Here is a 12,825-nt window from a genome sequence, read left to right on the forward strand (position 1 = left end):
ATGACCCCTGTGAAAGGAGCAGCGGCATGCCCGCTCCCGTGAACGTTCTAGCGGCCGCTCTCGTCCTGACCGCGCCGCCGGCGATCGCGCCCGCTCCCGCGCACGCCGCCGCCACGATCTCCTGTCACACCTCGGGGGGCGCCGAGTTCAGCCCCGGTGTACGGACGGTCCGGCAGGACCACCGGGTGGACTACTTCGGCGACGAGCGCGAATGCGTGGACCACAGCGACCTGGGCATCGGCGCCGCCCGCTTCTACGCCGACCTGCGGGACGTCAAGCTGAGCTGCCTGGCCGGCGACGTGGGCCGGGGACACGGGCGCGCGATGATCAGGTGGGACGTGCGCGGCACCCCGCTGGTCAGCGAGCTCGACGTCACCGTCACGGAAGGCGCCGTCAACACCGCCACGGCGACGGGCATGGTCGTCAGCGGCCCCTTCGAGGGACAGCGCTTCACCGGGCACTTCGACACCCGCCTGCTCGGCCGCACCGGCGAGTGCTCGGCCCATCCCGGGAGCGACGGGGTGCGCCGCGCCCCCTTCAAGGGCGACTTCAGCGTCGGCTGAGGGCCTCCCAGTCGGAGCGCAGCAGCTCGTACTCGACGTCGCCCTGCTCGGAGCCCTCGATCCGCTCGGGCCAGTCCGTCCAGAACGTACGGACGTACCGCAGCCCGCACTTCTCCATGACCCGCCTCGACCCGAGGTTGACCGTCATCGTCTGGGCGAACACGCGCCGCGCGCCCAGCTCCGTGAACGCCTTGGCGATCAGCGCGAGCGAGCCCTCGGTGGCGTAGCCCTTGCCCCAGGCCGCCTTGTGCAGCCGGTAGCCCAGCTCGGGCTCGTCGGCGGGCCCGTTCTCGGCCGGCCGCAGGCAGAACCAGCCGAGGAACTCGCCCGTGGCCCTTTCGACGGCCGCGAAGTATGCGCCGTCGATCAGCTTGGGCAGCGTCTGGTCCACGATCACGGCGCGCGGCGTCGGCCTGCCGCCGTTGAGGTGGCGCATGACCTCGGGGTCGTTGTGCAGCGCGAACAGGGCGTCCGCGTCGGACTCGGTGAAGCGGCGCAGGACCAGCCGCTCGGTCTCCAGATAAACGGCCACCGCAGTACGTTAGCCGGTCAGCGACTCCGACAGCTTCCGCAGCCGGGCCCTGGCGCCGGGATCGTAGCCCTGCTCCAGGGCCTGCGCGGGCCGTGTGCCGTCGAAGAAGCGCCCCGACACCTCGTCCAGCTCCGGGTCGGTGACCAGCCGCGACGTGGCCTCCACCCCTTCCCGCAGCTCGCTCGCGGGCGCGGCGACGACCATCTTGGTCGGCATGTACGTCGCCGGATGCAGCGCGTTCGCCGTGACCCCCGTGCCCGCCAGCTCCTCGGCCAGGTCGACGGTGAACATCACCTGCGCGAGCTTGCTCTGGCAGTACGCGCGCACCCCGCTGTACTCCTTGACCAGCATCACGTCGTCGAAGTCGATCGGCGCCTGCCCCAGGCTGGAGACGTTGACGATCCTGGACGGCGCCGCCGCCCGCAGCACCGGCAGCAGAAGCCGGGTGAGCAGATATCCGGCCAAATAGTTGACCGCGAACCGGAGCTCGTGCCCGTCGGCGCTCTCCTGCCGCCCTTCGCCGCCCGGCACCGTCGCGCCGATCCCGGCGTTGTTGACCAGCGTGTCGAGGCCCGGGTGCTCGCCCGCGACGGCGGCGGCCAGCTCGCGCACCTCGCCGAGGGAGGCCAGATCTGCCCGGTACCAGTGCAGCCGCGCCCCGGGGACGCGGGCGCGGATCTCGTCCAGCGTGTCCTGGCCGCGCCCGTCGTCGCGGCCGTGCACGAGAACGGTCGCGCCCCGGCCGGCCAGGTCGGCGGCCAGCGCCCGGCCCAGGCCGTCGGTCGCGCCGGTGACGAGGATCGTGCGTTGCTCCATGGGACGCATGCCCACCTCCAGTCGGCTCCTCCGCTCGACGCTATCAGCGGGCCCGGGGCACGGCCGAGGCGGCCGCGAGCGCGGCGATCGAGACTGCCGCGAAATCGTAAGGCGCCTTGCAAAAGTTGGGTACGATCTCCGCATGATCGACTCGGAACGGCCCTCGTACGACGAACTCGAGGCGCGCTTCGGCCCCCCACTCGGCGTGGAGGAGGCGCGCGCCCGCTGGGGCACGCTCATCAGCGCCGCCCGGAGCGGCACCACCACGCTGATCACCCGCGAGCGCTGGGAGTGGGCCGCGCTGGTGCCGATGTCGGCGGTGCCCGGCATGCTGTCCGGCCTGCCGGTCCTGTCGCTGTCGACGGCCCGCGCCAAGCTCGGCGACATCGTCCGCCAGGCCGCTCAGCCGTACGACGAAGGCCCCCTGCTGCTGACCCGCCACCGCACCCCGGTCGCCGCCCTGGTCGCGGCCCGGCGGCTGCTCGACCGGCCCGCGCCCCAGCGCCGCCCGCCCCTGGAGGAGCTGCTGACCGAGGGCCGCACCATCACCCTGGCCCGGGGCCCGCAGGACGACATCGCCGCCATCGCCCGCGACCGGGACGGCACCGTGATGGCGGCCGGCTCCGGCGGCGACATCGCCGAAGCGCTGCGCTCGCTGCGCGACCAGCGCGACTAGGCCGGCTCGACCACCGCGTCGGGGCCTGGGTAGACGAGGTGCTCGTGCCCGTCCTCGTAGCGGACGAGGTAAGGCGGAGCGCCCTCGGGCCCCCGGACTTCGACGATCTCGCCCTTGCGGTCTCGCTGCCCGACGACATGACCGTGGACGATCAGGTGGTCACCGACGTTCGCCTGCATGGCGGCTTTCCTCTCCGCTGGGAGGTTCACTCCCACAGTGCACCAGCCGGGCCCTTACGGAAAGACGGCGTCAGCCGGTGAAGGCTCGTGAAACGTAGTCGAGGGCGAGCGGGGGTGGTGGCGGCAGCGGGGCGGCGTTCTCGGCCCTGAAGGACTGCAGCAGGTACGCCACCAGGCGCCGCGACGCCGCCGCCCCGTCCGGGACCGACTCCGCGATGCCGCAGTTGGCGATGAGCAGCAGCGTCAGGTCGGCGACCGCGAAGTCGGCGCGCAGCCGCCCGGTGGCCTTGGCCCTGCGGACGAGCTCCGCCAGGCCCGCCTCGGCCCGCGCGCGGGCGCGCTCGTAGTCGGCCGCGCCCGGGAACGCCGTCAGGAACGCCGCCGTGAACCCCCGGTCGGTGACCTGCATCGCGCACAGCTTCTCGATGCCCTTCTGGAACGCCCGCCACGGATCGGGGTCGGCCAGCGCCTCGTCCAGGACGGACACGCACTCCGTCAACTGGTCGGCGAACACCTCCGTCACCAGCGACTCCCTGGACGGGAAGCGCCGGTAGAGGGTGGCCACGCCGACGCCCGCGCGCCGCGCGATGGCCGCCATCGGCACGTCCAGCCCGCGCGCGGCGAACGCCTCACGCGCCGCCTCCAGAATGCGGTCGCGGTTCTGCCGGGCGTCGGCCCGCAGATCGGGCGCTATCCGAGAGGGATGAGCAGGCATGTTTCTCACATTAGCGTAAGTGGACGACCCCATCCGTTTAGCGGGCTAGCGTCCTTCCCGACCCACGGAAAGGACTTGAACGATGAACGAGATGCGCGCCGCCCTGTACGACCGCTACGGCCCCCCGGAGGTGCTGTACGAGGGCACGGTCCCCAAGCCGGTCCCCGGCCCCGGCGAGGTGCTGGTGCGCGTGCACGCCGCCAGCGTGAACGGCGGCGAGCTGTACGGCCGGGCGGGCCGGCTGCGGCCGGTGACCGGGCTGGCGAGCCGGGGTTTCCCGAAGCGCGTGGGCATCGACTTCGCCGGCGAGGTCGCCGCCCTCGGCCCGGGCCGTAACCGCCCAGGCCCCAAGGTGGGAGACCGGGTGTGGGGGCTGCTGCCCCGCACGTTCGGCAGCGCCGCCGAGTACGTGACCGTCCGGCCCCGGCACATCGCCCCCGTCCCGGCCGGGCTGGACCTGGCCGAGGCCGCGGCCCTGCCCGCCGTGGGCACGACGGCGATCACGGCCCTGCGCGACAAGGCCGGGCTGCGGCCGGGCGAACGGCTGCTCGTCCGCGGGGCGGCCGGCGGGGTGGGCAGCGTCGCCGTGCAGCTCGGCCACGCCCTCGGAGCCCACGTCACCGCCCTGGCCGGGGCCCGCACCCTCGACTTCGCCGGCGATCTCGGAGCCGACGAGGTGCACGACTACGCGACGACCGACGCGGCCGCGCTCGGGCCGTTCGACGTGGTGCTGGACACCGTCGGCACCTCCCACGCCACCTACCGGCGGCTGCTCGCGCCGGGCGGCCGCATGGTGGCGATCGCCTTCGACGTCGGCCGGCCGGCCGCCTCTCTCGGCTACGTCGCCGCCTCGGCCGTCTTCGGGCGGGGACGGGTGCGGATCTTCAGCGGCGGTGTCACCCACTGGCTCGCCGCCGGGCTGGGCCGTTATGTGGCGGAGGGAATGATCCGGCCGGTCGTGGACACGGTGTTCCCGCTGGCGGACATCGCCAAGGCCCACGCGGCCATGGAGGCGGGCGGCGTCCGCGGCAAGATCGTCGTCCGCGTCGTGTGAGCCCGTTGACGGCGGCGGGGGTGCCTCTTAAACTCATCACATAATGAATTAGGAGCAGGCCATGCGCAGAACCCCCGCCGCCCTCGCCAGCGCCGCCTTCTTCGCGGCCGCCCCCGGCACCGCCGCCGTGCTGGGCCCGTACTGGGTCGGCGGGTGGGAGCCGCGCGACCCCTTCCCGGGCCCGGTCATGATCCCGCTCCAGGTGGCCGGCGCGATCCTGGTGGTGGCGGGGCTGGTCGTGCTGGTCGGCGCGTTCGCCAGGTTCGTGGTGGAGGGGCTCGGCACGCCGATGCCGCTCGCCCCGCCCACGCGGCTGGTCGTCGGCGGCCTCTACCGGTATGTCCGCAACCCCATGTACGTCGCCGTCTTCGCCGCCGTGATCGGGCAGGCCATGATCTTCGGGGATCCCTGGCTGCTCGTGTACGTCGCCGTCATGGCCGTCCCGGTCTACGCCTTCGTGCACTGGTACGAGGAACCGCACCTGCGGGCCACGTTCGGCGCCGACTACGACACCTACCGGGCGCACGTTCCCGGCTGGTGGCCGCGCGTGCGCCCGTACCGGCCCTGAAAAAATTGGGGTCCCATGTCGGGGGTGGTTTGACTCTGAGTGAGGAACTATGGTCGTCTCGTGACCTATGTTTCTGATGGGATGAATTAGATAGGTCCGGGGGAAAGCTTCATGCCGCACGCTCTCCTGCGTGTGCTCGCTTCTACGTTCATGGCGGCCACAACCCTCGTGGCCCTGCCGTCCGCCGCCGGAGCGCAGGTGCCCTCCGCGGTGGCGCCGGTCTCAAGAGTCAAGCCCGTGCCCGCCGTCGAGGAGCCGCCGGCCTCCGTCGTGACCGTGCCGGCGGGGCCGTCGCTCGCCCTGCGGCCCGCCGCCGACGAAAAGGTGGGCCCCGACGCGCCCGAGGTCACCACGCCCGCCGGGCCGCGGCTCGTCAACGGCATCACCGCCGACGCCGCCGCCGTCCAGGAGGAGCAGGGTCTCGGCAAGGGGGCGCCCTCGGTGCGCGACGTGCTGCCGGACACCGCGCAGGCCGCGACGCTCACGCTGCTGAAGCCGCTGGCGTCGGTGCTCAAGACGTTCGACGGGCTGGGCAAGGCCGTGCCGGGGCTGTCGTACCGGCTGTGCGTCGAAAGCGAACAGGTCCCGGTCTCGTGCTCGATCAACCGGCCGGTCGGCGTGCCGGTGGCCGCCGACGTGACCGGCGACGCCACCCCCGACCTGGCCGCCGACCTGGTGCCCACCGCCAGTCCCACCGAGGGCGCGGTCGGGCTCGGGTTCGCCGTCAGGCGATTGTCGGGCCAGAGCGTCAAGGCACGGGTCTGGGCCGAGTACGACGGCAAGGTGTCGGTCGGGTTCGACGGGTTGCGGCGCGGGTCGTCGCTGTCGGCCTCCGACTGGGGCTCGTTCACCGTCGACCTGGCGGGCAAGCGCGTCAAGGCCAAGGTCGAGCGCAAGGAGCCGGGGGAGTCCGCCGCCGTGATCGCCGGGCTGGCCGGGCGTACGGCCGTGAGCCTGCGCCAGACCCCCGCGACCGAGGAGCTGACCGTCAACGCGGCGCTCGACTCGCCGATGCTGGACGTCACCGCCTCCGCGCCCGCGAAACTGGACGCGCTCGCCGTGACCGGCAGCCGGTTCGTCCAGGCCGTGCTGGACCGCATGCCCACCCGCGCCGAGGTGCGCCTGACGGGTGGCGAGATCCGCTTCAAGAGCCCGTCCTCGATCGGCCGCGCCCGGCTGCACAGCTTCGGCTACCGCGACGGCCGGCTGTCCAAGGTCACCGACGTCGAGCTCCAGCGCGTCCCGCCGGCCTTCACCGCCAGGTACGGCACGCAGGGCGGCAAGCACACCCTGACCGTCACCTCCGGCGCGGGACGCTCCGGCGCCGCCCGCCTGCTCTACTTCGACCGGGCCGCGGCCAAGACCGTCCTCAAGGCCGAGCTCAGCGCGCTGCCCGCCAAGGTGCGCTTGGTCGGCGACCTGACCGGGCACAGCGTCACCCAGGAGTCCAGCTCGCCCATCGGCAGGTTCGCGGTGGTGCTGCAGCGCAACGAGGGCGCCATCTCCAGCCCGCGCGGTGGCCACGTCACCATGATCAAGGACGGCGCCGCCGTCGGGGTGTCGGGGCTGCTGATGGGGTTGTCCGGATTCGACGTCACGTACGGGGCCGCGCCGCGCGCCCGCCTCCAGGTGAACTCCAGCGGCCGCTCGTTCGTGGGCGCCGCCAGCATCGACCGTACGCACGTGGCCCGGATGGAGATCTCCAACACGCCCGCCACCGTGGACGTCACGCTCGACCCGGCCGCCAGGAAGGCCGTCTACCAGGCCAGCGGCACGATCGACCAGCTCCGCGCCTCGTACGCGAACCTCAAGTCCGGCCCGACGATCGACGGCACCGTCCTCGGGGTGCACGACGACGTGAAGGCGTCGTGGGAGCTGGGCGAGCGTTCGACGGTGAAGGTGGACACGTCCTCCACGATCCAGCAAGTGCGGATTTATGCCAATAAAGCGCACGTCACCCACCCCACCGGCGAGGACCTGCGCGCCAGCGTCGAGGGCGTGCGCAAGCGCGCCGAGCTCGTCGCCGACACCAAGGCCAGAACCCTGACCTGGACCTCGGACGCGCCGGTCGCGAAGGTCTCCGCCCTGGCCAGGACCAAGCTGGACGGCCGCTACGTCAGGGCCGCCGCCGAGGTCACCCGCGTGCCCGCCCGCTTCGACGCCTCCTGGGACCCGGCCGCCTACCGCTTCCGCGGCCTGTCCGGGCCGGTGGGGTCGGCGGCGCTGGCGTTCACCAACCACGACGGCGCCAAGGCGCCCACCGGGCCGCACCTGGCCGCCCACTACAGTCAGGCCAGCGGCGACCTGGACGCCAGTGTGCTGGTCAAGGGGCTGTCGCGGGTGGAGTTCAGCCCGGCCGCGCAGGGGTTCACCGCCGATTTCCGCTCGGCCAGGCAGACCCTCGCCGTGGACACCGACGTCACCAGGGGCGACGACCGCTTCGGGCTGGTCGGCACCCTCGGACCCGTACCCGGGCGGCTGGCCGTCGCCTCCGACGGCGCCAAGCTCACCTACTCCGGCTCCCGCCTGGACGTGCGCGCCCGCGCCTGGCTCGGCAAGGCGGCCGCCCTCGACCGCATGCGCGCGGCCCCGGCCGTGCCCGGCGGCGTGTCGCTGGTGGACGGCGGCTGTGCCGCCGGGTCGCCGGGCTGCGCGCAGGGGCCCTTCTGCGTGGCGCAGCGCGGGTGCTTCGGGCTGCAGGGGTACCTGGACGTGACCGGGCTGCCCGACCAGGTGACGGTGGACCTGGCGGGCAAGACGTTCGCGTTCTCGGGGTTCAGCCCCAAGCGCCGGACGCTGGGCCTCTACCTGGCCAGCAGCGTGCTGTCACCCGTGCCGATCAAGGCCAGGGCCGACCTGACCGGGCTGCCCTCCAAGATCACGAGCATGACGCTGGGGCCGTTCGACGTGGCTCAGGGCAACGCCGTGCGGGCCGCGTACCGGATCGAGCCGGCCGCCACGCTCGGCGCGCTCTCCGTGCGCGCCGAGGCGGCCGGCCTGCGCGGGCACGTTGCCATCGACCCGGTGCCCGCCGCCGTGGCCGTCGAGGGCACTTACGGCGCCAAGACCCGCATCCGGGTACGGAACTCCGCCGCCGTCAAGAGCCTGACCGCGAAGGTCACCCTGGCCGGCAAGGGCACCGGGGAGCTGCGGTTCTCCGACGTGCCCGCCGTGTTCGGGGTGGACGCCGACGCCTCGGCGGCCGGGCTGAGCGTGCCGGCGGTCACGTACAAGGCCGAAGGCGGCGTCAGCACCCTCGACGGGCGGCTCGGCGTGGAGGGCGGGCTGGTGGATCCGTCGGGGCGGCTGGGGGACGTGTCGTTCGCGGTCCAGGACCTGGCCGCCGACACCACCATCCGGCTGAATCCGGATCAGTCGCTCGACCTGGTCTCGAAACCCGTGCCGACGGGGCGCATCGCGCTGCGGGCCGGGCTCAAGGTGGACGCCGTCGCGCCGCAGAACATCGCGGTGAGCAAGGAGGTCCCGTACACGACCGGCTTCCTGACCTACCACGTCGGCGGCCGGTTCGGGCTCGGGCAGAGCTCCGTCGAGGACGTCGGGCTGTCCGTGCGGCGCGTGTCGTGGCTGCGCGTCCGGCCGGGCAAGGTGCCGTTCGGCCTGAAGGCGCCACCCGCCCTCGGGTACGTCGCGCCGGGGTTCGAGGGCGACTACGGGACGCTCACGCTCGCCGCCAAGAAGGTGAACCTGCGGCCTGACGTCAACCTGAACGTCAAGCTGACCAGGGACATCGGCAGCGACGCCTTCAACGAGACGGTCCGCATCGGCCCCACCACCTCCCTGGCCCTGCGCCGCTACGACCAGCGAATGCGCCGCATCGGGGCAAAACAGGAGATCCGGGCGGCGGGGATCCGGATGGCGTGCGTGACGGTGGACACCAAACCGGGCTTCGCATCGGGCCCCGGCACCAACACGATCACGTTGCGCGGCGCGGACGGCCCCCAGATGGTTTCCCTGCTGGACCCGGGCGGCCAGGTGCCGGACTACGCGGTGGACCTGCTGACCCACTTCATGAGCCCGTTCCCTGGGGCGGAGTGGAAGGTCACGGGCACCAAGGTCGGCGGCTGCGCCCCAGATCGCCCCGCCACCCGCCCGGAGTCCCGCTAGCCCGAAGCCTTACCGCGCCCTCGGAGCCCCGCCTGCCAGGTGCCGGAAGCTCCGATGGCCGCATGCCGCCTGAGGCGCCGGTGGCCGCGCGTGCCGCTTCGTCGCGGGGCGACCGGCCCCCGCCATTCTCCGGCAAAGGGACCTCAGCCGAAGTGCGGGGTGGTCCGCGGCGGCCAGGGTCCCTTCTGAAGGGACCCGCGCCGAAGTGAGGCAGGTGGGGCCGGTCAGGCGGGGCCGCGGTAGCTCGCCGGTGGGGTGTCGCCGTCGTATGGGGTCACCGGGCGGTCGGTGAGGAAGGTTCGTAGTGCCGTGAGGTAGGCGGCAGAGTCGGTGACGTAGGTGAAGCGGGAGGTGGGCAGGGCGTGGCGGTAGGCCATGGCGGCCGACCAGCTCTGCTCGTCGCAGGCGCCCTTGACGACCAGCACGGGCGCCTTCACCCCGGCCAGATCGCTCCGGAGCGACGAGGGCGTGAGCCGCCCGGCCCAGCCGACGTACCCGCCGACGACGTCACCCTGGCTCTCTGAGCCGTCGAACGGGCCGGCGGCTTTTGAAGGGGCAGGGCTCTTCGACGCGGCGGGCGCGGTGGGGGCCGGGCATGGGTGGGAGGTCTGGTGGCGGATGAGGGTGAGGTGGGCGTCCAGTTCGTGGTCGCCCGCGAACGCGTGCGCGGCCTGGGGATCCACGCGTAGCAGCGTGCTGAGGGCGAGCGTGCGCGGGTCCGGGACCCCCGCCGGGCCGAGCATGCCCGCCGGCCCCAGCAGGGCCGTCGATCCCGGCCGGTCGGTGGAAGTGCGGCCGGTGGTCGTGCGGCCGGGGGAGAGGCCGGCGGGGGAGTACAGGACCGCTCTGGCCACCCGGTCGGGATGTTCCGCCAGGTACGCCGCCGCGAGCTGCGCCCCGTAACCCTGGGCGACCAGGTTCAGCCGGTCGGCGCCCACCGTCCGGCGGATCGCCTCCAGGTCGGCCACGTCGCGGGTCAGGCCGTACCCGCCCGGGTCCGTCAGCCGCGCCGAGCGCCCGGCGCCCAACTGGTCGTAGACGTAGACCTGGAAGCCGGCCGACGCCAGCCTGCCGTAGAAGGCCGCGTTCGCCGCCAGGTCGGCCACGCCGGGGCCTCCGTGCAGGAACACCACCGGCTCTGCCCGGGTGACCCGCTTGGGCGCGCGCCGCACGTACGCCAGCTCCGAGCCCGTCGTCAGCCGCCACTCCCGCTGCCCGGCCACCTTCGCGGGCGGGGGCTGCCCGGCGGCGGGATTCAGCGTGGCCGTGGAGACCTGCCAGACCACCGCGGCCTCCACCCCGAGGACGACCAGCGCGCGTAACCACCGGCCCCACGTCGCGCCCGGTCTGGGTACGCAGAGCAGCAGCCCGAGGAAGAACACCGACGCGAACACCGCCAGCCCGCACACCGCGAACACCTTCGGCTCCAGGCCCACCATCGCCGTCCCGGCCAGCGCGGCCAGCCCGAGCACCGGCGACAGCGCCAGCACCCCGGCACCGACCACCACCCGCCCGGCCAGCCTGGCGAAAGAAGCCACGAAAGGGACGGTAGTGCACATCGCCCCGGCAGGTCAGCGAATACGAAATGGGGCCGGAAGCACGTCGCCCAGGAGGCCGGGCACGCCCGCAGCTTGGGCGGTCAGGCAGGTGTGTCGTTGGGGTCGTCGGGGTTCGCGTGGCCCAGGGAAGGGCGTCGCCCGGATAGGCGCAGGGGAGGTCCAAGGACGTGCGTTGCCGAGGTGGTCAGGGGCGGGCGTCGTTCCGGTGGCCGGGCGACCGCGCCGCCTGAGTGGTCGGGAAAGTCAGGGGAGGGCGTCGCCCAGTCGTAGGCGGACGCGGTCGCCCTGACGGGTGGTTTCGGTCACCGTCCAAACACACTCGTCCACCACCGAGCCGTTGCCCGTCATATAGCCGCCCATCCTGAGCAGCGGCCGCCCGGTATGGTCGCTCAGCAACTGCGCCCGGGCCTCGGTTTCGTCGCCGAGCACCACGAGGAAGTCGTCGGTGTCGGCGGGGGCGTCCAGGACGAGGCCGGACGAGAGCCGCTCGTGGGAGACCTGGATGAGATATTCGATCATGGCTCGGTGACTACCCAGATCTGGTGGTTCCAGCGCGAGCCGGACCCGGGATACCGCTTTCCGCCTGGATGGGGTGAAATATCAGCATCGTTTCTACAGGCTGGAGAACCACCGTGCCCCTGTTCGACTTGCCGATCGACAAGCTCCGTAGCTACCTCCCCGACCGCGACGAGCCCGCCGACTTCGACGCGTTCTGGGCCGGCACCCTGGCGGAGGCCGCCGAGTTCGACCTGGCCGCCGAATACGTGCCCTACGACCTGCCCTTCAGCGGCGTGGACGTGTTCGACGTGTCGTTCGCCGGCTGGGGCGGCCACCGGATCAACGGCTGGTTCCTGCTGCCGCGTGGCGTGAACGGCCCGGTTCCGTGCGTGATGCACTACATCGGCTACAGCGGCGGACGCGGTTTCCCGAAGGACCACCTGATGTGGCCGGCCGCCGGATACGCGGTGTTCGTGATGGAGACGCGCGGCCACGGCGGCGCGAACGTCGGCCACCCCGGCACGACCGGCGACCCGCACGGCAGCGCGGGCCCGGAGGCGCCCGGCATGATGACGCGCGGCATCCTCGACCCGGCCGACTACTACTACCGGCGCGTGTTCACCGACGCGGTCCGGGCGGTGGACGCGGCGGCCGGGCATCCGGCCGTGGACGCGAACCGCATCGTGGTCTCCGGCGGCAGCCAGGGCGGCGGCATCGCCCAGGCGACGGCCGCGCTGCGGCCGGGCATCAAGGCGGCGCTGATCGACGTGCCGTTCCTGACCCACTTCCGGCGGGCCGTGGAGATCACCGGGCGCGACCCGTACCAGGAGCTGGTCCGGTTTCTCGCGACCCGGCGGGAGAGCGCCGAGCAGGTGTTCCGCACGCTGTCGTACTTCGACGGCATGAACTTCGCCGCCCGCGGGCAGGTGCCGGCGCTCTACTCGGTCGCGCTGATGGACGACGTGTGCCCGCCGTCGACGGTGTTCGCCGCCTACAACCACTGGCAGGGCCCCAAGGAGATCACCGTGTGGCCCTGGAACAACCACGAGGGCGGTGGCGGCTACCAGTCGGAGGAGCAGCTCCGCTACCTGCACAAGCTGCTGGCCGACGGCTGAGCGGAGGCCCCGCCGTGCCGGAGGACCGGCACGGCGGGAGCCGCGTCAGGCCGTCTGCTCGGTGACCAGGAACGACACGCTTCCCTGGTCATCGGCACCGGCGTCCAGCGACTTGTCCTCGAGTACGGTCGCCGCCACCGGGTCGAGGTAGACCCGGGCGCCCTCGGCCTCGACCACCTCGTCCGCCGGTTCGGGGGCGGTGGCCAGGGAAAGGGTCAGCGAACTCGCGCCCTCGCCCTGAGACGAGATGCGAATCCCGCTCTGGGAAGGCTCGGGCGCGGCCGCGGTCAGGTCACGGATCGCCTGGGCTGCGTTTGCAGTCAGGGTGAGCACTACGGCTCCTCCTCACGTTCGACGTTCAGGAGTTGCCTGCCCTGCCCGCTCTTTCACGTCTCAACCCTCCCTGAGGATTTCTTTACCAACGA

At 72.8% G+C, this 12,825-nt stretch carries 13 protein-coding genes; 6 read left to right on the top strand and 7 right to left on the bottom strand.

What is annotated here, in order from left to right; genetic code table 11:
• The first annotated feature begins 26 nt into the window (after window positions 1-26).
• Entirely contained in the window at window positions 27-563 is a 537-nt protein-coding gene (locus C4V41_RS32675; RefSeq protein ID WP_103959811.1) for a hypothetical protein, read from the top strand.
• Here C4V41_RS32675 and C4V41_RS32680 read toward each other — a convergent pair.
• Together C4V41_RS32680 and C4V41_RS32685 are read right to left on the bottom strand one after the other, a co-directional pair.
• Window positions 550-1,095, bottom strand: a complete 546-nt coding sequence (locus C4V41_RS32680; protein WP_103959812.1) for a GNAT family N-acetyltransferase — start codon at window positions 1,093-1,095, stop codon at window positions 550-552. The genes C4V41_RS32675 and C4V41_RS32680 overlap by 14 nt on opposite strands.
• 9 nt (window positions 1,096-1,104) lie before the next feature.
• The gene (locus tag C4V41_RS32685; protein ID WP_103959813.1) at window positions 1,105-1,920 is read right to left on the bottom strand and encodes an SDR family NAD(P)-dependent oxidoreductase; all 816 of its coding nucleotides are present in this window, start codon (window positions 1,918-1,920) and stop codon (window positions 1,105-1,107) included.
• Window positions 1,921-2,053: 133 nt separating this feature from the next.
• Here C4V41_RS32685 and C4V41_RS32690 point away from each other — a divergent pair, with 133 nt between their 5' ends.
• A complete protein-coding gene (locus C4V41_RS32690) occupies window positions 2,054-2,587 on the top strand; it encodes a type II toxin-antitoxin system prevent-host-death family antitoxin (RefSeq protein WP_103959814.1) in 534 nt (177 codons plus the stop codon).
• On the opposite strand, the gene C4V41_RS32695 is transcribed toward C4V41_RS32690, so the two are convergent.
• Both C4V41_RS32695 and C4V41_RS32700 read right to left on the bottom strand, forming a co-directional pair.
• A complete protein-coding gene (locus C4V41_RS32695; RefSeq protein WP_103959815.1) occupies window positions 2,584-2,766 on the bottom strand; it encodes a DUF1918 domain-containing protein in 183 nt (60 codons plus the stop codon). The genes C4V41_RS32690 and C4V41_RS32695 overlap by 4 nt on opposite strands.
• A 70-nt stretch (window positions 2,767-2,836) precedes the next feature.
• Window positions 2,837-3,481 (bottom strand): TetR/AcrR family transcriptional regulator, encoded by a 645-nt coding sequence (locus tag C4V41_RS32700; RefSeq protein ID WP_200824382.1) that lies wholly within the window; start codon window positions 3,479-3,481, stop codon window positions 2,837-2,839.
• A 91-nt stretch (window positions 3,482-3,572) separates the two neighbouring features.
• On the opposite strand from C4V41_RS32700, the gene C4V41_RS32705 reads away from it, so the two are divergent.
• The 3 genes from C4V41_RS32705 (at window position 3,573) to C4V41_RS32715 (ending at window position 9,228) form a co-directional block, all read left to right on the top strand.
• Window positions 3,573-4,535, top strand: a complete 963-nt coding sequence (locus C4V41_RS32705; RefSeq protein WP_103959946.1) for an NAD(P)-dependent alcohol dehydrogenase — start codon at window positions 3,573-3,575, stop codon at window positions 4,533-4,535.
• A gap of 61 nt (window positions 4,536-4,596) precedes the next feature.
• Window positions 4,597-5,103 carry a methyltransferase family protein gene (locus tag C4V41_RS32710; protein WP_103959817.1) on the top strand — a complete coding sequence of 169 codons (507 nt, stop codon included), beginning with the start codon at window positions 4,597-4,599 and terminating at the stop codon, window positions 5,101-5,103.
• Between the two features lie 111 nt (window positions 5,104-5,214).
• Window positions 5,215-9,228: a hypothetical protein gene (locus tag C4V41_RS32715; protein WP_103959818.1), complete on the top strand. Its 4,014-nt coding sequence runs from the start codon at window positions 5,215-5,217 to the stop codon at window positions 9,226-9,228.
• Window positions 9,229-9,452: 224 nt separating this feature from the next.
• Here C4V41_RS32715 and C4V41_RS32720 read toward each other — a convergent pair whose 3' ends face one another.
• Both C4V41_RS32720 and C4V41_RS32725 read right to left on the bottom strand, forming a co-directional pair.
• On the bottom strand, window positions 9,453-10,766 hold the full coding sequence (locus C4V41_RS32720) for an alpha/beta fold hydrolase (RefSeq protein ID WP_160150476.1): 1,314 nt from the start codon (window positions 10,764-10,766) through the stop codon (window positions 9,453-9,455).
• A 264-nt stretch (window positions 10,767-11,030) separates the two neighbouring features.
• Window positions 11,031-11,306: a hypothetical protein gene (locus C4V41_RS32725; RefSeq protein WP_103959820.1), complete on the bottom strand. Its 276-nt coding sequence runs from the start codon at window positions 11,304-11,306 to the stop codon at window positions 11,031-11,033.
• A 113-nt stretch (window positions 11,307-11,419) separates the two neighbouring features.
• Here C4V41_RS32725 and C4V41_RS32730 point away from each other — a divergent pair, with 113 nt between their 5' ends.
• A complete protein-coding gene (locus C4V41_RS32730; protein ID WP_103959821.1) occupies window positions 11,420-12,400 on the top strand; it encodes an acetylxylan esterase in 981 nt (326 codons plus the stop codon).
• Between the two features lie 45 nt (window positions 12,401-12,445).
• Here the strand turns inward: C4V41_RS32730 and C4V41_RS32735 are convergent, their stop codons facing one another.
• Window positions 12,446-12,733, bottom strand: a complete 288-nt coding sequence (locus C4V41_RS32735; protein ID WP_103959822.1) for a HesB/IscA family protein — start codon at window positions 12,731-12,733, stop codon at window positions 12,446-12,448.
• Window positions 12,734-12,825 lie beyond the last annotated feature (92 nt).

The sequence above is a fragment of the Nonomuraea solani genome (assembly GCF_900108335.1).
Classification (GTDB): Bacteria; Actinomycetota; Actinomycetes; order Streptosporangiales; family Streptosporangiaceae; genus Nonomuraea; species Nonomuraea solani.